Origin of the sequence: Fibrisoma limi BUZ 3 (assembly GCF_000296815.2) — a bacterium.
Lineage (GTDB): Bacteria > Bacteroidota > Bacteroidia > Cytophagales > Spirosomataceae > Fibrisoma > Fibrisoma limi.
Genome location: NZ_CAIT01000006.1, coordinates 1,059,099 through 1,084,582 on the forward strand (window position 1 = coordinate 1,059,099; position 25,484 = coordinate 1,084,582).

Genomic DNA, 25,484 nt, shown 5'->3' on the forward strand with positions numbered 1-25,484 from the left:
GGCTCAGCAGAAACGTTTCAGAGCCACCAGCATTTTCCTGAACCGACTGGTGTCCAGATTACGTTTCAGCAGCGTGATGTACTCTGGCGTATTCGGAAAATACTCAACGCGGTAGGGGGTCCACTGACCATTACGAAACCGGCAACTGATTTCCACGAAGTGATCTTGCCAGTAGCACAGGTTTACCTTCTTACTGGGGAGGTCCAGCGTACTGATAAACAAGCCAGCCAGGTGTACTATAAACACCTGTTCTTCCATAGTAAGTGTCTGAATTTGACGTGGATGCACGGATTCTACAGCTTTGTGTTTAACGTAAAAACGGGTGTCTTACTAAAAACGATACGTAAATCTTTGTATCAGTTGCATGGTGGTTAAGAATTTTATTAAATGCGCAATTTTCGGGCCTTTGCATCAGTAAATATGCTCATGGATTACGGTTACGGTTTGACTTTCGTGGTGACGGCCTTATCTTTCGAGACCCTACCGTCGGCTATCGAACCAGCCGAGTTATAATTTGACTTTAAGTTGATTGTCAACGCTTATGAAAACAAGCTTTCTCGCCTGCCTGTCGGTTCTTTTGTGCCTGTGCTTTCAGGGATGTGAACCAGGCACTCAGGAACCCTCCGTTCATAAAATCGCCTGCATCGGCAATAGCATTACGCAGGGCTACACCCTACCCGATGATCAGACGTTTCCAGCCCAGCTACAGAACCTGGTTTCGCCACCGCACAAGGTGCTGAATTACGGCGTGGGCGGTAGCACCGTAGTCAAAAAAGGCGATAAACCCGTCTGGCAGGCCGAGAAATACGGATTTGCTATCGATTGGAAGCCAACTATTGTGGTGATTGAACTGGGTACGAACGACTCCAAGGCGGTCAACTGGCAGTATAAAAACGAGTTTAAAACCGACTACGCAGCGCTCATTCAGACGTTTCGGCAGTTACGAAGTGCTCCAAAGGTGTACGTCTGCATTCCCCCGCCCATGTTTCAGGAATCGTTCGAACTACGCGCTGACGTAGTACACAACGAGGTTATTCCGCTGGTGTATGAAGTTGCGAAAGAAAATAACACCCCAATTATTGATCTGTATAAGCTGATGGCCAACCGCGATTCGCTGTTCATTGATGGTATTCATCCCAACCGCGAGGGAGCCGCCGTGATCGCAAAGGAAGTTCAGCGGGTGATTGGGGTTCAATAAACCCCGGCGAAACCAATACGTTCCTGCACCCAAGTCGCAGCAGAATTATCAGCGACCGCAGATCTTTTTGTAATCGCAGTACTTACAGGTCTCGAGGTTATCGGTCTTCTGGAACGATACGGCCTGACTGATCATCTTCTGCACCATCGTGCGGAGCAGGTTTTCCGACTCGGCGATGTACTCGGCGGCCGTTTCGTCGCGACCGAACGTTACGGGGTTGCTCCGGAAACCTCCTTTCAAGTCCCGGAATGAGTAAAATCCGGCTTCGACCGGCATTCCGACGGCGGGGTAGATTACCTGCCGGTTGTTGTCGCGGGGCAGACCGCCGTAGAGACTAATGTTCTTTAAAGCCAGGTATTTGTATAGCCACACCTGCCGCATCTTGTCGGACTGGCCGTCGTTGAGGAGCTTTTCGGCCAGATTCTCCGGCGTGCGGGAAGGCAGATCCACCTTACCGGTTTTGTAGTCGATGATCCGGATCTGATCCCCGAAGCGCTCAATCCGGTCGATCTTACCGGCAATGCGGACGCTAAGGGTTTCACCCGTATCGATCGGTACCGCCAGGAACGTATCGAGCGTCTGCTCACTGCCGATCACCTCCAGCCCGACCAGACTGCTCTGCTGTCGTTGAAAATCGAGCATCAGGCGCTTGGCCAGGTCGTAGAGCAGCAGGTTCATACCCGACTCCACCACGCGCCCTTTCATCGTACTGGAAAACTCTTCGTCCAGCAGTTGTATAATCAGCGGTTCGCTGACGGGTTTGCCCTTCAGCCGGTATTCCTTATCCAGGCGTTCCAGCACCTTGTGTAGCCAGTTACCGAAGTCGATAGCTCCCATCTTCTCTTCGATGTCGTCCTCTTCGCTGATCCCGACAATCCGGCTGAAATAGAACCGCATCGAGCAACTCACAAACTGGTTGACGTACGAGGGGTAAATGCCCCGTTTGGGATCAGTCAGCAGCTTTCGCAGGTCGGTTAGAATGCCATCCGTTTTGGGTACATGCAATTCGGATACGTCGGCGATCTGTTCCGAACCGGCCGGGCCGAACCGAACGGTCGGGCGGCTCAGGCGGATCAGCCCCCTGGCTTTCGGCACCAGTTCATATTCAATCTGGCGAATAAAGCGGCTTGGTTCACCCTTGCTGTTGCCGTACGCATCGGGCGAGGTGGTGTGCAGCAGCACAACTTCTTCGGCTCGTTGCAGCAGGCGGTAAAAATGGTAGGCCATCACAGCCTCCTGTTCGCGGTAGGTAGGCAGGCCCATCTCCAGACTGATGTCAAACGGAATGAGCGAGTTCAGTCGGCGCGACTGCGGCAGAATCCCCTCGTTGACCGATAGGATGATGACCCGTTCAAAATCGAGCGCCCGGGTTTCGAGCATACCCATAACCTGAAGCCGGCTATTCCCCTCGCTCGTGAAGGGAATGCTGGTCTGGCGAATAAGCTCGTAGAGAAACTGCCGAAAACTACGTACCGTCACCGGCGGACTCCCCTCTCCTCCATTCCGGTTTGTTTGCTGAACCGTATCGAGCGTGGTTTCCAGTTGCTTCAGCAGGGAGAAAAACAGGTATAGGTACTCGATTTCGATGGCATCCTGGCTGGTTCGGTACACGTCGCGAAGGAGTTCGATCAGGTCATACAGCGCCTGAATGGCTCGTAGCGGCTCCTCGTTCGGCCAGCGCGAAAACAGCACCCGAATCAGCGGATCGTCGTTGCCCAGAGCACGGATTTCCTTCTCGGTCAGGTACACCCGCTGTTCCTTCACAATCGTCTTGGATATCCACTGAAACAGAGGCTCAGGCGGCCGCGTCTCGCCGTTAGACGCAGTTTCCTCCGGCGTCATCAGTTCCCGAATCCGTTCGTATTGTTTGATAAACGGGTGATTCAGGACTTTGACAACGTGCCGGTGGTGAAATTTTGGAATTCGCCGTTCCTGACCGTCGCGGTCGCGAAACTCGTGCACGGTCCGCTGCATCTCGAACAACGTATCGATCAACGTAAACAGCAGCGAACTCCGCAGCGACAGCCCCATCGTTACGTTCAGATCCGTTACGCTCTCATCCAGGGCGTACAGCACCGGCACCAACAGCGATTCGTCGGCCAGCACGATGGCGGTTTTAAGGGCCTGGGGCGTGGAGCCTGGGGCAGAGGGCGATTCGTCAGCCCCCCATGCTCCACGCCCCGCGCCCCGCGCAGCCTCCCACTCCTTATAAATCTTTCCGGCTACCTTCGCCTGCATGCTGGCGTTGGCAACGCCCACAACCCGGATGTTTTTCGGAGTACCGGCCAGGTTATTTTCCTGTCGTTCGCGGTCGGCTTTGGTAAAAAACCAGCCATTGTCGCGGTACTTACGCAGAAAGTCGCCGGCCTCCTGGGCCGTATTGTCCATGTAGTACGTATCGACATCCCAGAACAGTTCGGCTTTCTGGGCATCCACCAGCACTCTGATCATGTGCTCTTCGGCGCGGCTCAGGGCATTGAAACCGACAAAATATACTTTTTCATAAGCGGTATTGTCGCGAATCAGGGTTTCTACGTTCTCGGCCAGCAGCCGGTACGCCATGCCCCGATACGCCAGCCCCTGATCGTTCAGGCGGGTATGCAGAGCATGGTAAGCAGTTTGGAGGTTTTCGAACAGCCGGAAGTAACGGCTGGTACCGGGCGTCTGGGTAAGGGGTTTAGCCCCCGAAGGCAGCTCAAGATTCCAGCGCTCAATGGCTTTGGCCGCCGTCAGGTACTCGAACAGGTGACTGGTGTTGATCAGGTACTGGTCAATACGTTCAAAATCAGCCAGCAACACCGACGCCCAGCCGATAAACTGTTCAAACTCAACCTGCGGGTCGATGACCCGGAATACGTCGTACAGTTCAAAGATCAGGCTAACCGAATCGATCAGTTGCACCCCGGCGGCCCGGGTGATAAAATCGTCGACGGCGAGCGTGTGAGGGGCCAGAAACGGTGTCTCCGATTCGTTGGCCAGGTACTCCAGAAAAACAGAAACGGCCCGGCGCGTCGGCAGGATTACCCACACGTCGTCCATACTCGGGCCGTGTTTCTCAAATAGCTGATGAGCCGTCTGTTGAAGAAATGTCACTGGTTCGTATCGAATGTCGCGCTATAAAGATACGACCTTCGATACGAAATCAGGCACCCGAAAACAGAAGAAATCAGTGGTATACTGAGTCACAAGTTATTACGTCCGGCCTCATTCATACACCCGCTCGAACGTCCATTCGCCGGCCGCTTCCTGGTGGAGTTCCCAGTACCAGGGCGCAATCAGCGAGGGCGATACGTGCGTACCTTCCACGATCGACCCGTTGATGGTGACCGTGGCCACGTGGATGCCCTGCGGCTCCAGCGTGTCGTGCAGACACCTGGCCACCGTCCGAATCCCGGCTTTGCCAACCGACAGTGAGACCAGATCGGCATCCGGGTTCAGGGCGGTTCCCCCACCCGTAATGAGTATCGTCCCCCCCTCTTCAGCGATCATCTGCGGAGCCACGACCTGAGCCGCCACGAGCAGCCCGCCGAAGTTGGTCCGCTGATCGGTCATGAACACCTCCGGGTCAACCTCGAGGGCGCTGGCCTGCCGGTAAATAGAAGGGTTGTACACCATCACCGAGGCCGGCCCCTGCTCCCGTTCGATATCCTCCAGCGTCTGCCGGAACTGATCAAACCGGCTTACATCCGTAGGGTAGCCGCTGGCTGAAATACCGGCCTCGCTGAGTTCCTGAACCAGTTGATCCAGCGTAGCGGCCTGGCGGGCCACCAGCGAAACCTGGTAGCCCTGCTGCCCGAACACGTAGGCGATGGCCAGGCTCAACCCCGGCCCGGCTCCGATGAGTAGAAGGTGGTTATTCATAGCCGGAAAGCTACGAAGGAATCACTTAAGTACAACAGTAGCGACCACGGGCTGATGATCCGACGGATACCGCTGCTCGTTTGCATCGGTGAGCACGGCGTATTTCAGCACGTCGATGTTTTTGCTAACAAAAATATAATCGATCCGGTCCTTCATCGGGGCTTCGAATTTAAACCCGTTGAACGTTCCGACGGGGCCGTAGGGCGGCATGGCCGTCACGCGGTACGAGTCATTGAGCAGCGTCTGGATGGTCTGTACCTGCTCGGTATCGGGCGTCGAGTTCAGGTCACCCACGCAAATGACTGGTTCGTTTTTGGCAATCTCCTTGATTTTCTGCACCATCAGCTTACCCGATTGCCGCCGGGCTTCGACGCCCTGGTGATCGAAGTGTACGCTGAAAAAGTAAAAATCCTTCTTGGTGGTCCGGTCCCTGAATTTCGCCCAGGAGCAGATGCGATTGCAGCAGGTGGCGTCCCAGCCTTTACCGGGTTTATCGGGCGTTTCGCTCAGCCAGAAATCGCCGGAATCGAGTACGTTGAACCGGTCTTTTTTGTAGAAAATCGCTGAGTGCTCACCGGCTTCCTTGCCGTCGTCGCGGCCTTTGCCCAGGAACGCAAACTCGTTCATTTCGGCCAGGTCGTTCAACTGACCCCGCAGCGCTTCCTGCACACCAAACAGGTCGAACCCGTGGTAACGAACCAGGCTTTTGACCATTTCTTTCCGATTGGGCCAGGCATTGATGCCGTCTTTCGGGTTGTTGAACCGGATGTTGTACGAGGCTACGCGGATGGGTGTCGTTTTCTGCGCAAAAGCGTCCAGGGTCATGAATACAATAAGCAGCAATGAAAGAACCGAGAGTTTCATAAGGGATTATTTGATCAAAATGGTAAGCGAATAACCCACGGCGGTTGCAAAGCCCGGCCGTGGGTTACGTTGACTAAAGATGACTGTGCGCAGAATTTACCAGCCGGGGTTCTGACCAAGCTTGGGGTTGACCTGCCGGTCGGCCTCCGGAATCGGGTACAGGTAGTTCTTCTCCGTCCAGACGCGCGGAATGTTGGTAAGCCAGGTCAGTTCGCCGGACGTATCGTTCGACAACCGCTGCGGGTTTGCTACACCGTTGACCGTTGGCGCTACGTTGATGTAGGTTACCCCCGGCAGCGACGGCGTTACGGGCTTGTCATTGTAGAAGTACACGTCGTTTTTACCGTCTTCGTTCAAATCCATGGGTTTATCGATCGATGGTACGTAGAAACCGTTCCAGGTCTGCGTCATCAATTCGCCCCGGTGCCAGCGTACCAGGTCGTAGAATCGGAAGCCTTCCAGCACCAGTTCAATCCCCCGTTCCCGACGTATTTCCAGCAGCGCCGGATCAGCAATACCGGGGAAGTAGGTAGCCTGCAGGTACGGATCGACCGTCGTTGGTTTGGCCGTCAGCCCACCAGTGATGCCTGCCCGCTTCCGGAGCGCACCCACGGTTTTCGACCAGTCCTCGTCGGTCAGGGTGCGAAGTTCGGCCTTCGCTTCGGCGTAGTTCAGCAAAACTTCGGCGTAGCGCATGACGGCGATGGAGTTATCATTACGCGTACCACCGTCGAAGTACGTATCGTCCAGCGTCCACTTGATCGGCTGGTAGCCGGTGTAGGTGTAGGAGAACACGGGAGGAGCCGGTTCCAGCGCACCACCGTTGACACGCTGGTAGTTTCCCATCCGGATGGTCTGCTGAAGCCGCCGGTCGCGATTCTTCACTTCCTCCGCAAAGGTCTTGGTCTGGTAGCCCGCCGTTGCCGTAAACGGCGTACCGTCGACGGTCAGATACGTATTGACGAACGTGCGGATAAGACTAACCCGGGCACCATACGTAGCACTGGTCCACCACCAGTTTGCATCGTTGTACACACCCAGGGCCGGGTCCGCCACCGCCGACAGCATAACTTCTGTACTGACCGGCGTTTTACTGGTAAATAACTGCCGGTACGAGGCCGTTGGGCCACCCGCTTCGTTCAGGTTGAAGCCGCCGGTTTTCATAACCGTCTCGGCTGCGCTGACGGCTTCGGTTAACCACTGATTGGCCGTGCCACCTAACTGATAGCTGGTGTTGTATTTCCGGAATGTCCCTTCGAAGAGGCACACCCGAGATTTGAACCCATTGGCGACCGCCTTCGTGATCAGGGTCCGCGAGTTATCGCTGGTGGTGCGGATGTTCTGGCAGGCGTAGTTCAGGTCGGCCAGCACGGAGTCCATAACCACCGCGCGGGGATCACGGCCACTGTACAGCGCTTCGTCATCAACGGGCAGCGTGCGGTTGATCCAGGGTACGTCGCCAAACCGCTTCACCTTGTCAAAATAAAACCACGCCCGGAAGAAACGAGCCAGAGCGCCGTAGTGCCGCCGAACCTCCACCGGAACGGCCGGATCGGTATTGTTCTCCAGGAAATAGTTGATGTTCCGCAGCGGACGCCAGTCCCAACCGGAGCTTTGCCGGGGGCCATAGGCTCCGTCGCGCAGGAAGTCAGGCACCTGCGTCCGGGCCGCATAGTCGACCATTTCATCCGACCGGATGATGCTGTTGCCGTCGGGAATGATGGTGTAGAAGGAGTTGGCGTACAACTCCAGTCCTTTTTCGCTGCCGAACACAGCGGTTTTTGTAGCGGTGGCTTGCGGAACCTGATCCAGTTCGTTACATCCCGCCAGCGTCAATGCGCCCAGCAGGAAAAGCCATTCTTTATATGCATTCATGAGTTACTTCTGTTTTAATACGCTATTGGTGGGGAAGCCGGCAGCACCAGCTCCCCCTCAACTGACTGGTTAAAATGTAGCCGACAGGCCCATCGTAAAGCTTTTCAAAATCGGGTAGTTGTAGCCATTACCACTGTTTCCATCGGTTACGACCTGATCCGATTTGCCGATATTCTCGATGTCAATGTCGCGGGTACGGCGATACAGCGGAGACCACGTCCAGATGTTTTCGCCCGACACAAACACGCGGGCGGTGCTCATACCCACCCGGCGAACCCACAATGACGGCAGGTTATAGCCAAGCTGGATGTTCTTCAACCGGATATAAGCGGCATTCTGCAGGTAGCGGGTTTGTGCCTGAGCCAGCTCGCCGGAACCGTTCTGGGCGGTGTACCCACGGTAGCGGGGCAGATACGCGTTCGGGTTCTCCTCCGACCAGATGTTACCCAGATGCCACGTCGGAATTTTGTTATACGGCCGGTTATACTGCCCCCAGAAGTTTGCCGCTTCCTGACCCGGCCACCAATCCTGCTTCCCGACACCCTGGAAGATGGTCGAGAAGAAGAAGTTGTTCCAGTCGGCTCCCAGGATGGCGCTGTACGTATAGCGCGGTGTCGAATTACCGATGATGATCCGGTCGCCGGGGTTGCTCACCGTATTGTCGCCGTTGTTGATCACGCCATCGCCGTTCACGTCGCGGAACTTGATGTCGCCCGGCAACAATTGACCACTGGTCGACGCCTTGATCAGCGTCTGCTTCGGCGAGTTTTTGATTTCCTCCGCCGACGTGAAGAAGCCGTCCGTTACGTAGCCCCAGATCTCCCCTACTTTCTGCCCGGCGTAGTAATCCGACAGGCGCTGGTTGGGGTTGTTGTATTTTGTGATCTCGGCCGTGTAGTCACTCAGCGTCAGCCGGACGTTGTAGTTGAACGGCTTGGTCGCTACGTTGAACCGATCCTGCCAGGCCACGGTTGCCTCCCAGCCGGTCGTCCGCAGGTCGGCGTAGTTTCCTTTCGGCACATCGGTACCAAACACGGCGGGCAAGGTCATACCAACGGTGAACATGTCCGTCGTCTGGCGCACGTAGGCATCGCCCGAAATGGTCAGCCGGTTGGCCAGCATGGCCAGGTCAAAACCAATGTTTCGGGTTGTTGACGTTTCCCAGGTCAGCCCGTCGGGCAGTACGTTCGGCTGGCCCGTCTGCTGCGGCCGAACGCCGTTCAGAATCCGACCCGACTGCGAGATGTTGAACTGCTCCTGGAAGACGTACGACGCGATGCTACCGTTCCCCAGCGAACCATACGACGCCCGGAACTTCAGGTCGGTGATCAGCCGGTCGGAGATTTTCCAGAAGGGTTCACCCGATACGCGCCAGCCGGCCGATACCGACGGGAAGAACGCGAACCGCTGATTGGCCGGGAATTTCGACGAGCCATCGTAACGGCCGTTGAATTCCAGCAGGTAACGATCCTTGAAGGCGTAGTTCAGCCGGTAGAACGTACCTAGAATGGCCCATGTATCCTTACCACCCCCGGTCGCAATTGACTGACCCAACGCCAGGTTTATGTTCTGGGCATTTTCATAGATCAGCCCGTTGCGCTGCACCTGCAGCCGGTCGAAATTCGACTGTTCGTAGTTCAGACCGGCCAGCACCTTAACGTAATGGTTCTGGCTGAACCGCGGCTCATACTCACCGTAGAGGTTGGTGGCGATGTACTGTGTCTCGCGGTAAATATTCTGGATATCATTTGTGTTCGCTCCAACGTACTCAATCACCCCCGGTTTGCGGCTATACGGTACCGGCACGCGGGTTCTGACCTCGTTGTCGTCCGTCGACTGGAACGTAAAGTCACTCTTGATCCGGAGCTTGTCGTTGAAGAACTGCGTAGCCAGGCTGGTCGTGTTTCGAAACACCCGCTTGTCCATATCGATGCCGTTTTTGCCGTACCAGAAATCGCCCACGGTGTAGGCGGCCGAGTAGGTCAGCGTACCATCGGGGTTGAACATCGGGGCCATCGTATGGCCTTCGTCGGCAATATTCCGCCAGATGCTGCCCCCCTCACCCACGTTCAGCGGGTTATGGTACTTCATCGAAGAGAAGTCGGCGTTGTTGGTGATTTTCAGCCACGGAAACACCTGAATCGAGCCCTTAGCCCGCAGGTTCAGCAGCCGGTAGTCGTCTGAGTTGTATTTGAATAAACCTTCCTGACCGAAGTAACGACCGGTCACGTAGAAGTCGGACTTGCCGCTGCTTCCCGAGAACGACAGGTTGTGTTCGGTGGCAGTCAGGCTTTTTTTGTACAGCTCCCTGTACCAGTCCATGTTTTCATAATAGACGTACTCGCCGGCCGAGTTTACTTCGGTTTTCGGCAGGCTCGGGTCTTTAGACCGACGCTCGAACTCCGCCAGGTAGGCCGGCGAAAACTTCACCGTTTTGTTCACGTTCTGGGGCGTCTGCGAGTAGTCGTTCCAGGCCGTCCAGCCCTCGTTGAACATCTTGGCGAACAGGTAGCCATCGGATACAAAATCAGGCACCTCCGTCGGACTTTTGATCGAGTGATTCAGCGAATACGTCAGGCTGGTTTTGTCCTTGATCGGGTTCTTGGTGGTGATCAGCACCACCCCAAAAGCCGCCCGGGCACCGTAGATGGCCGCCGAAGCCGCGTCTTTCAGGACCGTGATGCTGGCGATGTCGTTGGGGTTCAACCGGCTGGGATCACCCTCTACGTTGTCGATCAGCACCAGCGCATTGCCACCCTGTCCGATTGACGTAGTACCCCGGATGTTATAGGCCGGTGACTGAATGGGCTTACCATCGCCCGGCACGATGTTAAGGTTCGGGATTACGCCCTGCAGGCCCTGCGTCAGGTTAGGCAGTGAGCGGTTCTGCAACACTTCGCTGCTTACCTGATCGACAGCACCGGTCAGGTTTTCTTTCTTCTGCGTACCGTAACCCACTACGATTACCTCCTCCAGCGATTTGTTATAGGCCTGGAGCACTACGTCGAACTGCGTCCGGTTACCTACTTTAACTTCCTGCGGCAGATAGCCCACGAAGCTGAATACCAGTATGGTTTCTTCGTTCGGCACTGTCAGTTCAAACTGACCTCTGGCGTTGGTGTTGGCACCCCGCTGAGCACCCTTGACGACGATACTCACGCCCGGCAGCGGCTCCTTGTTATCGGAGGCCAGTACCGTTCCGCGGACGGTGATGTCTTTGGGCACGTTTGTACGAAGGGTCGATGCCGGCGACAGGCCATTGGCACTCGCTCCATCGGTCAACGGGAAGAGTATGGCGCCGGGTAACAAACTCAGTCGCAAAGCCAGTCGCCAGTCGGGTAGCTTTGTACGTACTGTTTTTTTCATAACTAATCAGGTGTATTTAAGTAAAATCTGGGCAATACGATGCTAGTGTCACCGGTTTTCGGGACATGACCAGTCTGCAAAGAAGTGAATGGAAATGAAGAGCGGGGTATACCCGGTTTACTTCAAAAGGGCGGGGAAGAAATTCAGCTTTTTCATAACGGTTGGTTAATAAGAGGACCTAAAAACAGCCGCAAAGGTACCCAGAATGGCTTTCGGCGTGTTTTCGCCACGGTTAACAAATTGTTATCGCTACGTTACCGACCATGCATTGAGACACCGATAGTCCGACTTATCAAAGTAACAACCCAAAGTCACCCATCTATCAGTGCGTATATGCGTGCTGGCATATTGCCCACCTGATTCACATTGGACAAAACCCTTATTGTTGAGTTTGTATGCTGGAAAACCGAACTGCCTTTCCAAAACATACTACATTCTGATAGCATTGGGCTGCTAACTCAACATCCGGTACATATAGAGCAAAGTATCTAATCTGGACAAATTGTATATAAAATTTTTTATATGGATTGATCACTAACGCAGTTCGCGTGGCTCTTTCCTTCAGGCTTGGTACATACAAAACAACAATCGTTTTGCTAGACACGAAGTTTTGTAAGATAAGGGGCTTCTGTTACATTGGCGACTTGATGACATATAGGGGACTATATAACAGATTCATAAATTCACACAAACGGCTCATGGCATTACAACGAATCTTAGAAGCAGACCTAATGACACATCTTCTATTTTTAACGGGACTTATCACGCTGGCTTATGTGGTCTTGCTGGAAGCCAAAAATCAAACAAAGCAGCTTAGCAGTTGTAACTTGAATGATGAACTGATAGGCTTGTATTATCAGTTGGAGAGCGGTGTTGATCTGTTTATTTGTAAAGCTAATCGAGGCAACGCCAGACTGATAGCCAGTTTGATCAAAGCACTTGAGAAGCGTTCTGCTGATGTAAGGGTAAGGGATATAGTAGATATTGACGCGTTCCAAAAGGCTTGTGGAGAAGCCTTTGATCCCGTTAGACTGCATACAAAGTTAATCTCATCGACTACCAGTGTCTATCCCATCTATCATAATACAGGCATTGTCATAAGCAACTCTGATACCAAAAATTGATTATTTAGCTAACGTGATTGCACTTATACAACATTAGAGATTATATACATTTAAAAGCATTATCCTTAATCCTGCTAGTTCAGTCAGGTATTTAGACAACCTATCTTCTACGACTGATTGCCAATAAAACTCATCACTGTATCGAGCTAAACCAGCTATGTTCGCAAAGGTAGCCTGCACTTTTTCTCCTGACGGAGAAATCATGTAGTCAGCCGAAAGCGATAGTTCTTAGTGAAAGACTAGTTACCGAATCCCGGGCTGAATGGCTTGCCCATCCCGAATTTCTTCAGTAGCAGTCCGGACAATGGCTGCACCCGGTTGCAGATCGCCGAATACTTCGACCAGACTGTCCACAACGTTGCCTTTCTGTACGGATACCCACTGCGCCCGATTGTCGCGCACACGGATCACAAACATCTTTTCACTTGAACTAACTACCGACGTAGTAGGTACAAACAGCGTTTTGGCTGAGCGCTCGACCGGTAACGTGACTTCGGCATACATACCCGCCTTTAGCTCATGACTTGCGTTATTGACGTCGAACTCCGCCATCATAGCCCGGTTCGCTTCAACTAAGCTTTCGGCCGAACGTGCTAGTTTGGCATTGAAGTGACGTTCTGGAATGGCGTTAACTGTAAAGGAAATCGAACTATTAGCCGGTAACTGGTTCGCGAACGTTTCGGGAATGGCTACTGTCAGGCGCAGTATGCGGCTATCTTCCAGCACAAAAAGTGGTTTGCCACTATCCCCAGCGCCAACCAGCGCACCAGGACTGATGTTCCGCTCAATGACGATACCATCAAAGGGGGCCGTGATGGTGAGGTACTGCCGAAGTTCACTTTTTGCCTGATAGTTCGATCGGGCCGCCTGTACGCTACCCCGCGCTACGGCCACCGTTGCACTATCTGCCTGCATCCGAGCGTGCGCTTGATCCAGTTCGTTTAGTGATACGGCACCCTCCATCTTTGCCGTTTGCACCAGTCGCTGATAGGTTAGTCGACTTGCACGGGCACGAGTAGTTTGCTCAACCAGGGTAGCCTCCTGAGCCTGTAGTTGCGCTTGCGCCTGACTCAACTCGGCAATCACTTCGGGGGCTTCAAGTCGGGCCAACACTTGCCCTTTGCGAACGGCTGTTCCGCGATCTACGGAAATATCACGGACGTAGCCTTTCACTTTGGCGTACATGTTCACCCTATTCCAGGGCTTTAATTCTCCGGGTAAGGTTACCCGTTTGCTCGGCTGCATCGACTGAACTGTCGTAACGGCTACCGATTGCACTTCGGGTTCCTTTTTCGTCGTTTTATCGTCGCTCACAGCCGATGAGCAAGACGCCAACCCAACGGCAAGAGAGGCAGGGCCGAGAAGTTTCAAATATGATTTCATAGGAATTTCAAAGAGTGAAAGTGTGAAAGAGTACCGTAACGGATGTTAAAAGATTGATGCATTGCCTATTTAAAGTGCGGGTTATGCCTGGCTAACTAGTTGAGTTTTTGCACTCGGACTGAGCTTTTATAGAATTTGCTTTCCGGATCTTCGGGGTCGAGCGAGACCGATTGCAGCGCGGCCTTGGTCTGGAACTGCGTAAATACACAGGGTAGAATCAGCAGAGCCGCCAGCGTAGAGGCAATCAATCCACCAATTACGGCTTGCCCAAGCGGGGCAATCTGGTCACCTCCTTCACCAAAGCCGGATGCCATTGGCACCATCCCCGCAATCATGGCGATACTAGTCATCAGAATCGGACGAATCCGGCTGTTGGCTGCCATGACCACCGCCCGGCGCGTATCGCCGAGTTCCAGGCGCAGGTTCTCCGCATTAGTCACCATCAGAATAGCATTCGCTACCGATACCCCCACCGACATGATGAGTCCCATGTACGACTGTAAATTCAAGGTGGCCCCACAGGCTAACAGCATCAGCAATGCTCCAGCTACCACCGCCGGAATAGCGGCCAGAATCACCAACGACAGTTTGAAGGACTGATAGTTAGCCGCCAGCAACAAGAAAATAATTACAATGGCCACCATCAGACCCGTTTGCAAGCTGCTCAGGGTATCAGTTAGCAGATTGGTTTGTCCGCCCATTTCTACGAGTACACCACGAGGAGGCTCGCCCGCTTCTTTGATGGCTTGTTCCACGGCTTTTCGACCGGAGCCAAGGTCTTTTTTCTGTAAATTGGCCGTAATCGTTACCAATCGGTTTGGTCCGGCCCGGTCATATTCACCGGGGGCTTTACCTTCTGAAAACGTGGCTACGTCCGACAGCAGCGGGTGCATTTCACCACTCTTGAGCGGAATGTTGCCAATGTCATTAGCGCTGCTCATCTGGTATTCTGGAATCTGCACCTGTACCTGATACGCTAACCCTTTTGACTCGTCGAGCCAAAGGTTTTTGTCCGTGAACCGGCTTGACGATGTAGCAGCTACCAAAGAACGGGCTACCTGAGTAGACGTAACGCCGAGTTGACCGGCCCGTTCGCGGTTCATCGTTACATTTAGAACGGGATACGATAGGGGCTGAGCGACCTGGACATCCCGCAGAAAGTCGATCTTAGCCATGCGTTCCCGAATCTTGTTGGCAAATCGTCCGGCTTCGTTTAAGTCCTTGGCGGCTACCGTTACTTCAATTGGCGTTGACGCGCCCTGACTCATGATTTTTTCGGTCAGCTCAATGGGTTCAAACGAAATGCTGGCAGTTGGTAAAGCCTTGGCGATACGCGTTCGAAGTTCTTCCTTGAGGTCATCCATGCTAACAGAATGAGCTTCATTTAGCGACACTTGCAATACAGCCTCGTGAGGACCGCTGTTGAACACGAAGATGTTGGATGTACCATAGCTGGAAGGCACCGTGCCGACATAAGCCGATGAAATCTCTACGTTGTCGGCACCTACGGATTCTTTGATGATGTCCAGCACTTTAAGTGTAGCCATTTCGGTCCGTTCAACCCGCGTTCCGTCGGGAATGCGTAAGCGCATCTGGAACTGATGGCTGTTACCATGCGGTAGAATATCCGTGCCGATGAACATAAAGCAGAGCACGATAATCGCAAGGCTACCGACCAAATAGCCACCAACCACCAAGCCGCGACGGTTCAGCACGTTTTCGAGCGTAGCTGAATACCGCTGTTTAAACTTTTCAAAACCTTTAGCATTTGCGGCTGGATGAGCAGCTGCATCCTCGATCATATGCCGTTCCTGATTGTCAAGGGCTAAGGTTGGCGCTTCGTGTTCAATATGGCTTTTGAGCAGCCAGTTAGCCAATACCGGCACGAACGTCTGGGATAGCAGGAATGACGCGATCATGGCAAAGCCTACAGACAGCGACAGAGGCAGGAACATCGAACGAGGCACTCCGCTCATCACAAAGGCGGGGGCAAACACGGCCAGAATCGCCAGTAGAATCAGGAATTCAGGGAAGACAATCTCCTTACAGGCATCCCAGATGGCGACGGGCTTCGGTTTGGCTGACGTGCCCCGGCCCATTTCCAGGTGCTGGTGGATATTCTCAATCGTCACCGTCGCCTGGTCAACGAGAATACCAATCGCCAGCGCCAGCCCTGAGAGAGTCATAATGTTGATCGTTTGCCCAAACAAATTGAGCAGAATCACTGCCGAGAGAATAGAAATCGGGATCGTCAACACCACAATGATTACACTACGCCAATCGCGGAGGAAGAGCAGCACCATCAAGCCGGTCAACACAGCGCCCAGAATACCTTCTGTTACTAAGCTTTTGAGCGAGTTGGTTACGTAGACCGACTGGTCAAACTCGTACGAAATTTTTACGTCTTCCGGTACAGCGTTTTGCAGTTCGGGCATGGCCTTCCGAATGTTGTTTACCACGTCCAGCGTCGACGCATCTGACTTCTTGACCACCGGTATATAAACCGCCCGGCGACCGTTGACGAGGGCATAACTCACGGTTACGTCGGCAGCATCTTCCACGGTACCAACATCACGCACGAACACGGTTGGCCCGGAACCAACGCGGATGGGAATGTTGAGGAAGTCTTCCGGTTTCTTCACGAGCGAGTTCACCGGCGTCATTAGGGTCTTTTCGCCAATGCGAATGTTACCTGCTGGTGAGGGTTGGTTGTTCGTGACAATCGCCTTGATAACTTCTTCCGGAGTCAGCTGATAGCTCCGTACAAGTTGCGGATTAACCCGAACAACGATGGTGCGCTGGTTCCCTCCGAAAGGCGGAGGGCTGGATACCCCTTCAATGCGCGAGAACATTGGCCGCACCCGCGACGAAGCATAATCCTGGATTTCGTTCAACGAACGGGTTGGGCTTTCAAACACCAACTGCCCAACTGGCACCGAACTGGCATCAAACCGGACGACCTGGGGCGGCACCGTTCCCTCCGGCATGTACGCCTTTGCGCGGGATACGTTGTTGGCTACTTCGGCAGCCGCCTGCGCCATGTCGGTGCCCGGATAAAATTGTAGCTTAATGAGCGACAACCCCTGGATGGTTTTCACATCAATGTCACGAATCCCCGATACGTACAGGAAGTGATCCTGATAGCGGGTAGCGATAAAACCGTCCATCTGATCGGGAGCCATACCGCCGTAAGGCTGCACAACGTAGATTGTTGGTAAGTCAAGGTTCGGGAAAATGTCGACCGGAATCGTGAACAGCGACATCACCGAAAAAAACAGGATGGCCACAACGCCAACGACAACCGAAATGGGTTTTCGTAAGGCAGAACGAATGATTTGTTGCATAACGTTTTGGAATTTGGCCTGAAGGTCTTCAGTTGTTAGAGCATAAACAGCAACCCGCTCTAAGTCGAAGTCTTGCACGCTATTTTACTTGATTCATAAATAAAGACAAGTCACCTTCTGCGGCCGCTTTTAGCAGCAGGTAACGCCACACGTTGCTGGTCGCTACGTACCCGTCTACTTCGGCGCGGTTGAGCGTCACGACGCTTTGCAGCAAGGTAGGCAGGTCGGTTAAGCCATTCTCATAGCGGTACCTGGCCTGGTTGTAGGCTTGGCGGGCGGCCCGCAACTGAACGGGGGCCTGCCGGGCTTGTTCCAGCGCGACCTGATACTGCGTTTCGGCTTCCTGATATTGTCGGGTGATTTGCAGGCGCTGCGTGTTGAACAATTGCCGCGACCGTTCGACCAGATACTGATCGGCACTGTAGTCCTGATGGGCTCGTAACAGGTTCGTTAAGTTCCAGCGGGCAACAACGCCGAACAGGTAGTTACCCACCTGATAGCCGAGGCCGTTCAATTGATTCGTCTGAAAAACGTCACCCTGATTTGCGAATCCAGAACCACGAGCGTTACCCGCGCCAACCAACGAAATCATGGGCATACCAGATCGTTGAGTCGCCAGACTCCGGGCGGCCGACAGGTTGATCTGTGACTGAAACAGACGTAACGTTGGGTTTTTGGGCGATAGCGAATCGGATAGGAAAGAACTAGTGGGTAGCGAGGTGTAAAAGCGCATGCTATCAACCTGCATGTTGTTCTGAAGCTGGCCCACCAGTTCAGAAAGCCGTAGCCGCTGCACCTGTTCGTTTTGCTGGCTTTCCAGCAGTAGCAGCCGCGCCCGAACCGCTTCGGCGGTAGCCAGCGCACTATCGACACCCGCCCGCATACCTGACCGGACACCCGAATCAACGACGCGCTTAAAGGTTTCGGCCCGTTCCAGATTACTACGCTGAATCTGCACCAGTTTCTGATTGATCAGCAAAAGCAGATAAGCGTCAATCGTGCGGACCTGATGCTGAAAAATCTCGTTTTCATAATCGGCTTCACTACGCTGGAGCTCGGCTTTGGCCGCCCCAATGTTAGCTCTTACCCGGCCGAACGTAATGGCTCGCCACTCGATGGTAGCACTGGTGTAGCTGCCAAAACTGGCTTGCGAAATAGCTACCGGCCGAACCCCTCCTGATGTCGAAATGCTCGTGCCTTCGTTTGGAAAGAACGAACTGTTCAGGCTGTTGCTCGTAGCATAGGTGTACTGATCCTGAAGGATCATTGACGGTAACAGCTCCGTTCGGGTGGCCTGAAGTCGCCGTTGGGCGCTGCTTACTTCAGCTTGCTTGGCGCGCAGAAACGGATATTGCCGTACACTTTGGTCGATCACCTGATTCAGCGTCAACGTCTGTGCGGAGGCTCCTGACAGCAGACTCATCCCGACAAGGAGCAGGCTAGTGGTTGATTTCATTCGTACGGTATGTACGTATCGTAAGTGCTTCATCCCAGACAGCGTACCCGTGCTTTATCTAACTCACGGATACGGCTGCAAAACACGAACTCAATTCTGGAAACATTTGGGAAAAGAAGGCATTGCCAGAACAATTGACTGCTTTTAATGTACTAGATATAAACTGAAAGAGGATTTAAGGCATAATTGACCACCCATTTTCTGCACTAATATGTTTCAACACACCCCATGAACACTGACGATACACTAAAGCGATTTTTGGAAGCCCAGGCCAATGACTATACCACAGCACTAGCCGAAATGAAGAATGGAAGAAAACAAAGTCATTGGATATGGTATATCTTTCCACAAATAGCCGGGTTGGGTTTTAGTGAAATGGCGAAATACTACTCCATACGAGATTTGAACGAGGCAACGGCTTATCTTAATCACCCGGTTCTGGGTAGCAGACTAATTGAGATTACCCGCACCTTGCTACAGATCGACGGCAAAACTGCGACTCAGATCATGGGAACGCCTGACGATTTGAAATTACGTTCTTGTATGACTCTGTTTAGTCAGGTGCCCGGTGCTGATCCTGTTTTTCAGGCGGTGATCGATAAGCTGTTTGCCGGAGCTCCCGACCGACGAACGCTTGATAAGCTTAAAATTGGCTAGTGGCCAATACCAACAAAGGTCAGGGAAATGGCTTAATAAGGTAAGAATAGTAGGCAGTCATTGCGCCTTTCGAATAGCCTTCATAAGTTCCACAAAGGGTAGGTGGTGTTGCATATTCCCAAATCTTTCCAGAATTGGCAGGTACCTTCGTTTATTCCTTAGACGGTGACACCATGAAAGTATTGGTCGTAGAAGATGAACAGGGGCTGGCGGAAAGCATTACCGATTACATGAGTAAGGAAGGCTATGTTTGTGAAACAGCCTCTACGTTCCGAGAGGCCGATGAACGCATTTACCTATATAATTACGATTGCATCATTGTTGATTTAACGTTGCCCGATGGGGACGGTTTTCAGTTGATTCAGTCGCTAAAGCAATTTTCGGCAACAACTGGCATTATCATCATTTCGGCCCGTAACGCGCTGGAGGATAAATTGAAAGGTCTTGAAATAGGCTCTGACGATTACCTGACAAAACCCTTCCACTTATCGGAACTGAACGCCCGGGTGAAGTCCCTGCTTCGTCGGCGTCAGTTTGGCGGCCATACGGAGATTCGATTCCAGGAGATTACGGTCGTTCCGCAGTCACGTAATGTGTATGTCAGTGGCCAGCATACCACGCTTTCGCGTAAGGAGTATGATCTGCTACTGTATTTTCTGTCTAATGCAGACGTCGCTCTGACTAAAGTGTCAATTGCTGAACACCTCTGGGGCGACAATATCGACTCCGCAGATTCATTGGACATGGTGTATTCGCACATTAAAAACCTGCGTCGGAAATTACTTGAAAAAGGCTCCGGCGACTATATACGTTCCATCTACGGCATAGGTTATAAATTCGGTTTACCTTGAAACTGCTCAGCCAAACCAATCGAATCTATCTGGCATTTTCGCTGGTCATCTACCTTCTGACGGCCGTAGCATTTTACCAGATCATTCGGTTTTTAATTTACGACGAAGTAGAGAGCCGACTTAACGTTGAAAAGCGAGACTTTGAGGCTTACGTGCGTTCGCACAATGCCTGGTCAAGTAGTCCCTATTTCGTAGAAAACAAAATAGAGGTAATGCCAGTACCCGCGCAAACCGCCCGGCCGGAAGCGTTCACTGATACGCTTATTCGTAATCGGTACGACGATGAGCTAATACCGTTTCGACAGCTCACTTTCTATGCGCCGATTCGGGGAGTGATGCACCGGGTTGAAATCCGAAAATCACTGATTCAGACGTATCGGCTCATTGAAGTGATCACGATCACGATGGTTTTATTCCTGGGCCTGCTTTTACTCGGTACATTCTGGTTTCAAAGCCGACTGTCGGGTCGGCTCTGGTTGCCGTTTTACGATACTTTGTCGCGGCTGAAGCGGTTCGACCTCCGCAGCAGTACCCCGCTATACCTGCAACCATCAGCCATTACCGAATTTAGCGAACTGAACGAAGTGATGCAGAAAATGGCCGGCAAAATGCAACAGGATTATCGGAGCTTAAAAGAGTTTACCGAGAATGCATCCCACGAGATGCAGACTCCTTTGGCGCTCATCAACGCGAGGGTCGAGCAGCTCATTCAGTCGGAGCAGTTGACCAAAACACAGACGAACTGGATCGAGAGCATTTACCAGGCCTCCCGGCGGATGTCGCGGCTAAATCAGGGGTTGCTGCTGCTGGCTAAAATTGAAAATGGTCAGTTCGACGACGTCCAGCACGTTGATTTAACCGCCGAGCTGATTCAACGACTCGCGGATATGGAGGAGGTACTGCTTCACAAACAGATTGTGGTTAAAATAATACCGGGCGATGCGTTCAAGGTGCGATTGCCGCCTTCTTTGGCTGATAGCCTGCTGACCAACTTGGTGAGCAACGCAATTCGGCACAATCGGCAAAAAGGTTATATTCAGGTACGCTCCTCGGGGAATCAACTGAGTTTGTCAAATACCGGACCAGCACTGACAAGCGATCCGGCAACTCTGTTTGATCGCTTCAAGAAAGAAGCTGGCAGCCATGATTCATTCGGTTTAGGTCTGGCCATTGTCAAACAGATTTGCGATACGTACCACTTGGGCTTATCCTATCACTACTTACAGGAAGTCCACACGATTTACGTCGGCCTACTCAGCCCAGATACCAATATGCGATGAGTAAAACAAAATTAATGTACGAACCCACGTATGTTAACTAATCGCTAATGTAACCCATGCAGTTCTATCCTATAAGCTTAGCGCGTCCGGAAACACGCCCGTTTTTTTTGCCCTCTCCCTTTCATCCAGTTGGATTACCGCTGAGCTAAATTTCGGATTGCCCGTGCGTAGTACGCTATAGTTTTGGGCAAACGCTTGTCCTGTATGCGGTTTGTTTTACTGCTAGCTTCCTCTTGTCTTTTTACGTTTACCCAGGCTCAGCCAAGTCCTGGTCCATTTACCCCGTTGGTGTCCGATACCCTTCAGATACAAAGCCCAACTACTTCCAATCCAACCCCGGGCGTTTCAACAACCGTAACCGCTCCTGCCCAGCCATCGACCGGTGGAACGGCCACCATTTTCGCGCCATCGTCGGTGCGTAAGGTCATTTCGGCTACCGAGATCAGTAACAACCTGAAAATCGACGGCTCCCTCAGCGAAGCAGAATGGCAGTCGGCTCAACCAACGCGCAACTTCTTTCAGGTCGAGCCGTTTCAGGGACAGCGGCTCGGGTCCGACACCGACGTGCGGATACTCTACAACCGACAATTTCTATACATAGCGGCTTTCAACCATGACTCATCGGGCCGGAAAGCGCTACGTTCTCCGAACTTCAGACGCGATTTTGCGCCGGTTGCTCATGATTTCTTCGGCGTTGCGATCGACGGCTTCAACGACCGGCGCAATGCCATGTCGTTCGTGACCAACGCCTATGGCACCCAGCGCGATCTGCTTACGTTCGACGACCAGCTTTACGACCAGGATTGGGATGGTCTCTGGCGCGTGCGGACCACCCGGACGGATTCGGGCTGGGTCGCCGAAATCGCCATTCCCTGGCAGACACTCCGCTACAGCCGCGCCGACAGCGCCGGCCAGTCGTGGGGCATTAACTTTTTCCGCAACCGGCGTTCGGCCAACGAACTGTCGGCGTGGTCGCCCCACCCCCGGGCCTTCACATCATACCGGATGGAATACGCCGGTCTGCTGACGGGCATCAAGCCCCCACCCCCATCGCCCAACATCCGTATTCAGCCGTATCTATTGCTCTCGGACGATACGTACCGGGGTACTGAAATCGGCAACAGCCGCGACGTCCGGGTCAAATTGGGTGGCGACGTGAAATGGGCTATTAACCCAAATACGGTGCTGGACCTGACCTTCAATACAGACTTCGCCCAGGCCGATGTAGACCGGCAGGTGAACAACCTGACTCGATTCTCGGTGTTTTTCCCGGAGCGCCGACAGTTTTTTCTGGAGAACGCCAGCCTGTTCGGTCCGGGCCTGACGTCCATCGGTGGGCTGGAAGGCGGTTCCATGATTATCCGGCCGTTTTTCAGCCGGTCCATTGGCCTGGCCCAACTCCCGGACGGCACCAGCCAGCCTGTACCGATTGATGCCGGAGCCCGGCTGGTGTACCGGTCGCTGAAGCGCAACTACGGGGGCATGTTCATCCGGCAGCGTGGTACGTCGTTCAGCCCCGCCACCGATTTTGCAGTCGGGCGATACTCCGAAAACATTGGCCGCCAAAACCGGATCGGAGCCCTATTTACGCTTAAAAACGCGCACCGGTTCGATAGTACGGGCGGCTACCAGAACGGCCTTATCGCCCTCGACGGTTTTTTCCGGCTCACACCCTCGCTTGCTTACAACGTCATGGCCATCGGTTCGCTTTCGTCAGGTGGCCGCGACCGGGGCCTGGCGGGGTATAGTCAGTTTTTCTACCGGTCCAACCAACTGGTTTCGTGGCTGACGCAAACCATTGTCACCAAAGGTTTCAACCCGGAAATGGGCTTTGTATCCCGCTCCGACGTTATTTCGACCGCAACGGGTTTTTTTCTGGTCGAACGCGGAAGCTGGCTGCCCAGGCGAGTCCGTAGCTTTGAGCCGGGCGTATTTGCCGAAATGTACCACAAAGCCTCGACCGGCTACCTGCAGGAAGTGCAGTTCAACACAAACCCCATCTGGCTGACCCTGCAAAGTGGCGGTATGTTCGGGCTGTTTGTAAATCCAACATTTCAGCGCCTGGACGACGGTGACTTTCGGCCACTGGGACTCAACATCGCCACAGGCAACTATCGGTACGTGCGCTATAACGTATTGATAGGCAGCGATGCCTCCCGGAAAGTATCGTATCAACTCAATGCCGAGACCGGCCGCTACTACGACGGTCGACTCAACTACCTCCGCGGTTCGCTAACCGTCGCGCCCGTGCCGCACGTAGCGCTGGGCTTCATCGCCGAAGTGAATCAGTTTAAAAATGTCGGGCAGGACCGGTTTTCGGAGTCAGTACAGCTCTATAGCGTCGAAAGCCGACTGGCCGTCAACCCACGGCTGCAACTCATCAGCTTTTATCAGCGGAACACCTTCACTGACCGCAACGTTTGGAACGTTCGGCTGTCGTGGGAATTTCGACCGCTGTCGTTTCTCTACATCGTGTATAACCACGGCAGCTACGCCGGTTCGATTCGGGAACGTGACCGTCAGCAGGAACAGCACATCATCGGCAAACTGTCGTACCTAAAGCAGTTTTAGCCGCTATCGCATGGGTTAAGAAAGTGCAACTGAAAAGCCACTCTCCGGTTGAAGAGTGGCTTTTTTGTTGGTAGATGGTTCGAAACGCACCATCATCAATCGTTTCTCAGCAATGTATTGACAAAATAGTGTAGAGCTGAAGCAGGCGTATGCGTCTGAGATTAAAACCGGTCGTTCCAGTAATCCCATTCGTTCCACTTCCTATCCTTATCTTCGGCCGGCAGCAACCACAGCAAAAAGGCGTTCCATAATGAGACCACTTGCTGCTTTCCGGACAGAAATCCAGGCTGGCTATGTTTAGGTTTAACAAGCCCTTTTCTGATTAATGAATTCAATCGTAAGTGCTGCACGTAGATTATTCGCTTAGATGTGGAAAGTTGTTAGGATGAGTGTTGGTATACAATCCGTTTTTCAATTAGCAGCCGGCGGTGCTTTTACTGTGCCCGCAGGCTTATGAAATTAACCGACCTTTTGTACGTCTAAAAGTACAGTCAAACTTAAACGGCAATTTAGTGACAACCAAATTATTAGCCACTGATTATCAATTTCTAATTTTGTTTTAAGCGGCCTTTAACAGGTTTTTAATGCTCGTCGGATTTTAGCGCATCAGAACTTGATTTTATCCCCATGCGAGTTAAGCAGGTGCGCTGTTCAGCAGGTCCGATTCAGAGGATTTATAGTGTAACTTGTATCTTAGCGCCCCGTATTCTCCTGTTTTAGATCATATGGGTAAGCCTGCCTACACGAATCAGATCACCGTCACGAATAAATCGACCATTGATACGATCATACCAGCCTGGTGCGATACCGCGCCGGAGGAAATCGTCGCCCGGATGCAGGAGAAAGCCCGTTGGCTTGATGCGCCCCTGGCCATCTGCCGGATTCCGCTGCGGACCAACGTAACGGCCGTGTTCCGGCTTGTCGACAACGACGAGGACACGGATAGCTGGGCGTATGAACTGACGGGCATTGAAGAACTGGTCTTTCACCCGGTTCGGTAAACCGTCAGTGCATCCGGTCGCCCCGTACGTCCAGATGCTGCATGATACTGGCTTCGATGTCCAGAATTTCCTTCCAGCGACGCCGTACCCGATCGGCTGGTACGTAGGTCTCGGCCAGTTCGATGAAATTGCGGTAATGCCCGGCCTCGGAGATCATCAGTTCGCGGTAGAATTTACGGAGGCTTTCGTCGGCGATGTGTTCAGACAGGAGTTTGAAGCGTTCGCAGCTCCGGGCTTCAATCAGGGCGTTGAGCAGCAGCTTGTCCATCAGATTCTGGTCGAAGTCGCTGGACGGGCGAATGTGCCGCTGCAATTCGTTTACGTATAAATCCTTTCGCTGTCGACCCAGCGGAATATTACGCTTTCGAAGCTCCTTCAGCACGCGCTGAAAATGCCCCCACTCTTCGGCCACAACCGGCGTCAGCACTTCGACCAGTTCCTGCTTGTCGGGATACTGCACGATGAGCGAAATGCAGGACGAAGCCGCTTTCTGCTCGCAATAGGCATGATCGATCAGGATTTCACCGATGTTCATTTCGGCAATATTGACCCAGCGCGGGTCAGTCGGGAGTTCAAGACCTAAGGTCGTTAAGGACATGATTCGGTCGGTAAGTCGGTACGTCGCTACAAAAATAAGCACGTACCGACTTACT

At 53.0% G+C, this 25,484-nt stretch carries 17 protein-coding genes; 7 read left to right on the plus strand and 10 right to left on the minus strand.

The genetic code is table 11. The features are described from left to right. Positions 1–3: 3 nt before the first annotated feature. Positions 4–288, minus strand: a complete 285-nt coding sequence (locus BN8_RS12355; RefSeq protein ID WP_009282209.1) for a hypothetical protein — start codon at positions 286–288, stop codon at positions 4–6. 253 nt (positions 289–541) lie between these two features. Between BN8_RS12355 and BN8_RS12360 the strand changes: the two genes are divergently transcribed. Beyond that, positions 542–1,198 (plus strand): GDSL-type esterase/lipase family protein, encoded by a 657-nt coding sequence (locus BN8_RS12360; protein WP_009282210.1) that lies wholly within the window; start codon positions 542–544, stop codon positions 1,196–1,198. 48 nt (positions 1,199–1,246) lie between these two features. Here BN8_RS12360 and BN8_RS12365 read toward each other — a convergent pair whose 3' ends face one another. From BN8_RS12365 to BN8_RS12385, 5 genes are all read right to left on the minus strand, one after another. Further along, on the minus strand, positions 1,247–4,291 hold the full coding sequence (locus BN8_RS12365; protein ID WP_040005771.1) for a PD-(D/E)XK nuclease family protein: 3,045 nt from the start codon (positions 4,289–4,291) through the stop codon (positions 1,247–1,249). Positions 4,292–4,402: 111 nt separating this feature from the next. Continuing rightward, positions 4,403–5,059 (minus strand): SDR family NAD(P)-dependent oxidoreductase, encoded by a 657-nt coding sequence (locus BN8_RS12370; protein ID WP_009282212.1) that lies wholly within the window; start codon positions 5,057–5,059, stop codon positions 4,403–4,405. Positions 5,060–5,080: 21 nt separating this feature from the next. Continuing rightward, the gene (locus BN8_RS12375; RefSeq protein WP_009282213.1) at positions 5,081–5,923 is read right to left on the minus strand and encodes an endonuclease/exonuclease/phosphatase family protein; all 843 of its coding nucleotides are present in this window, start codon (positions 5,921–5,923) and stop codon (positions 5,081–5,083) included. A 96-nt stretch (positions 5,924–6,019) separates the two neighbouring features. Then, complete coding sequence (locus BN8_RS12380) at positions 6,020–7,798, minus strand: RagB/SusD family nutrient uptake outer membrane protein (RefSeq protein ID WP_009282214.1); 1,779 nt, start codon at positions 7,796–7,798, stop codon at positions 6,020–6,022. A 69-nt stretch (positions 7,799–7,867) separates the two neighbouring features. Beyond that, the gene (locus tag BN8_RS12385) at positions 7,868–11,164 is read right to left on the minus strand and encodes a SusC/RagA family TonB-linked outer membrane protein (protein ID WP_009282215.1); all 3,297 of its coding nucleotides are present in this window, start codon (positions 11,162–11,164) and stop codon (positions 7,868–7,870) included. Between the two features lie 698 nt (positions 11,165–11,862). Here BN8_RS12385 and BN8_RS12390 point away from each other — a divergent pair. Beyond that, on the plus strand, positions 11,863–12,288 hold the full coding sequence (locus tag BN8_RS12390) for a hypothetical protein (RefSeq protein ID WP_040005772.1): 426 nt from the start codon (positions 11,863–11,865) through the stop codon (positions 12,286–12,288). Between the two features lie 243 nt (positions 12,289–12,531). Here the strand turns inward: BN8_RS12390 and BN8_RS12395 are convergent, their stop codons facing one another. From BN8_RS12395 to BN8_RS12405, 3 genes are all read right to left on the minus strand, one after another. Beyond that, complete coding sequence (locus BN8_RS12395) at positions 12,532–13,671, minus strand: efflux RND transporter periplasmic adaptor subunit (RefSeq protein ID WP_009282216.1); 1,140 nt, start codon at positions 13,669–13,671, stop codon at positions 12,532–12,534. Positions 13,672–13,766: 95 nt separating this feature from the next. Further along, positions 13,767–17,015, minus strand: a complete 3,249-nt coding sequence (locus BN8_RS12400) for an efflux RND transporter permease subunit (protein ID WP_009282217.1) — start codon at positions 17,013–17,015, stop codon at positions 13,767–13,769. A gap of 79 nt (positions 17,016–17,094) precedes the next feature. Beyond that, entirely contained in the window at positions 17,095–18,471 is a 1,377-nt protein-coding gene (locus BN8_RS12405; RefSeq protein ID WP_229367949.1) for a TolC family protein, read from the minus strand. Between the two features lie 228 nt (positions 18,472–18,699). On the opposite strand from BN8_RS12405, the gene BN8_RS12410 reads away from it, so the two are divergent. From BN8_RS12410 to BN8_RS12430, 5 genes are all read left to right on the plus strand, one after another. Then, positions 18,700–19,128 (plus strand): DUF1810 domain-containing protein, encoded by a 429-nt coding sequence (locus tag BN8_RS12410; protein ID WP_009282219.1) that lies wholly within the window; start codon positions 18,700–18,702, stop codon positions 19,126–19,128. Positions 19,129–19,301: 173 nt separating this feature from the next. Continuing rightward, on the plus strand, positions 19,302–19,979 hold the full coding sequence (locus BN8_RS12415; RefSeq protein WP_009282220.1) for a response regulator transcription factor: 678 nt from the start codon (positions 19,302–19,304) through the stop codon (positions 19,977–19,979). After that, a complete protein-coding gene (locus tag BN8_RS12420; RefSeq protein WP_009282221.1) occupies positions 19,976–21,259 on the plus strand; it encodes a sensor histidine kinase in 1,284 nt (427 codons plus the stop codon). The genes BN8_RS12415 and BN8_RS12420 overlap by 4 nt, the downstream gene beginning before the upstream one ends. A gap of 204 nt (positions 21,260–21,463) precedes the next feature. Then, a complete protein-coding gene (locus BN8_RS12425; RefSeq protein WP_009282222.1) occupies positions 21,464–23,830 on the plus strand; it encodes a carbohydrate binding family 9 domain-containing protein in 2,367 nt (788 codons plus the stop codon). Positions 23,831–24,555: 725 nt separating this feature from the next. Then, positions 24,556–24,831: a hypothetical protein gene (locus BN8_RS12430; protein WP_009282223.1), complete on the plus strand. Its 276-nt coding sequence runs from the start codon at positions 24,556–24,558 to the stop codon at positions 24,829–24,831. Positions 24,832–24,835: 4 nt separating this feature from the next. Here the strand turns inward: BN8_RS12430 and BN8_RS12435 are convergent, their stop codons facing one another. Further along, positions 24,836–25,429: a MiaE family protein gene (locus BN8_RS12435; protein WP_009282224.1), complete on the minus strand. Its 594-nt coding sequence runs from the start codon at positions 25,427–25,429 to the stop codon at positions 24,836–24,838. Positions 25,430–25,484 lie beyond the last annotated feature (55 nt).

What these genes read in the sequence shown, in the direction of transcription:
- BN8_RS12410 (WP_009282219.1), top strand. Translation starts at nt 18,700, where the DNA reads ATGAACACTGACGATACACTAAAGCGATTTTTGGAAGCCCAGGCCAAT.
- BN8_RS12425 (WP_009282222.1), top strand. Translation starts at nt 21,464, where the DNA reads ATGCGGTTTGTTTTACTGCTAGCTTCCTCTTGTCTTTTTACGTTTACC.
- BN8_RS12430 (WP_009282223.1), top strand. Translation starts at nt 24,556, where the DNA reads ATGGGTAAGCCTGCCTACACGAATCAGATCACCGTCACGAATAAATCG.
- BN8_RS12370 (WP_009282212.1), bottom strand. Translation starts at nt 5,059, where the DNA reads ATGAATAACCACCTTCTACTCATCGGAGCCGGGCCGGGGTTGAGCCTG.
- BN8_RS12360 (WP_009282210.1), top strand. Translation starts at nt 542, where the DNA reads ATGAAAACAAGCTTTCTCGCCTGCCTGTCGGTTCTTTTGTGCCTGTGC.
- BN8_RS12385 (WP_009282215.1), bottom strand. Translation starts at nt 11,164, where the DNA reads ATGAAAAAAACAGTACGTACAAAGCTACCCGACTGGCGACTGGCTTTG.
- BN8_RS12400 (WP_009282217.1), bottom strand. Translation starts at nt 17,015, where the DNA reads ATGCAACAAATCATTCGTTCTGCCTTACGAAAACCCATTTCGGTTGTC.
- BN8_RS12390 (WP_040005772.1), top strand. Translation starts at nt 11,863, where the DNA reads ATGGCATTACAACGAATCTTAGAAGCAGACCTAATGACACATCTTCTA.
- BN8_RS12375 (WP_009282213.1), bottom strand. Translation starts at nt 5,923, where the DNA reads ATGAAACTCTCGGTTCTTTCATTGCTGCTTATTGTATTCATGACCCTG.
- BN8_RS12395 (WP_009282216.1), bottom strand. Translation starts at nt 13,671, where the DNA reads ATGAAATCATATTTGAAACTTCTCGGCCCTGCCTCTCTTGCCGTTGGG.
- BN8_RS12435 (WP_009282224.1), bottom strand. Translation starts at nt 25,429, where the DNA reads ATGTCCTTAACGACCTTAGGTCTTGAACTCCCGACTGACCCGCGCTGG.
- BN8_RS12415 (WP_009282220.1), top strand. Translation starts at nt 19,302, where the DNA reads ATGAAAGTATTGGTCGTAGAAGATGAACAGGGGCTGGCGGAAAGCATT.
- BN8_RS12380 (WP_009282214.1), bottom strand. Translation starts at nt 7,798, where the DNA reads ATGAATGCATATAAAGAATGGCTTTTCCTGCTGGGCGCATTGACGCTG.
- BN8_RS12405 (WP_229367949.1), bottom strand. Translation starts at nt 18,471, where the DNA reads ATGAAATCAACCACTAGCCTGCTCCTTGTCGGGATGAGTCTGCTGTCA.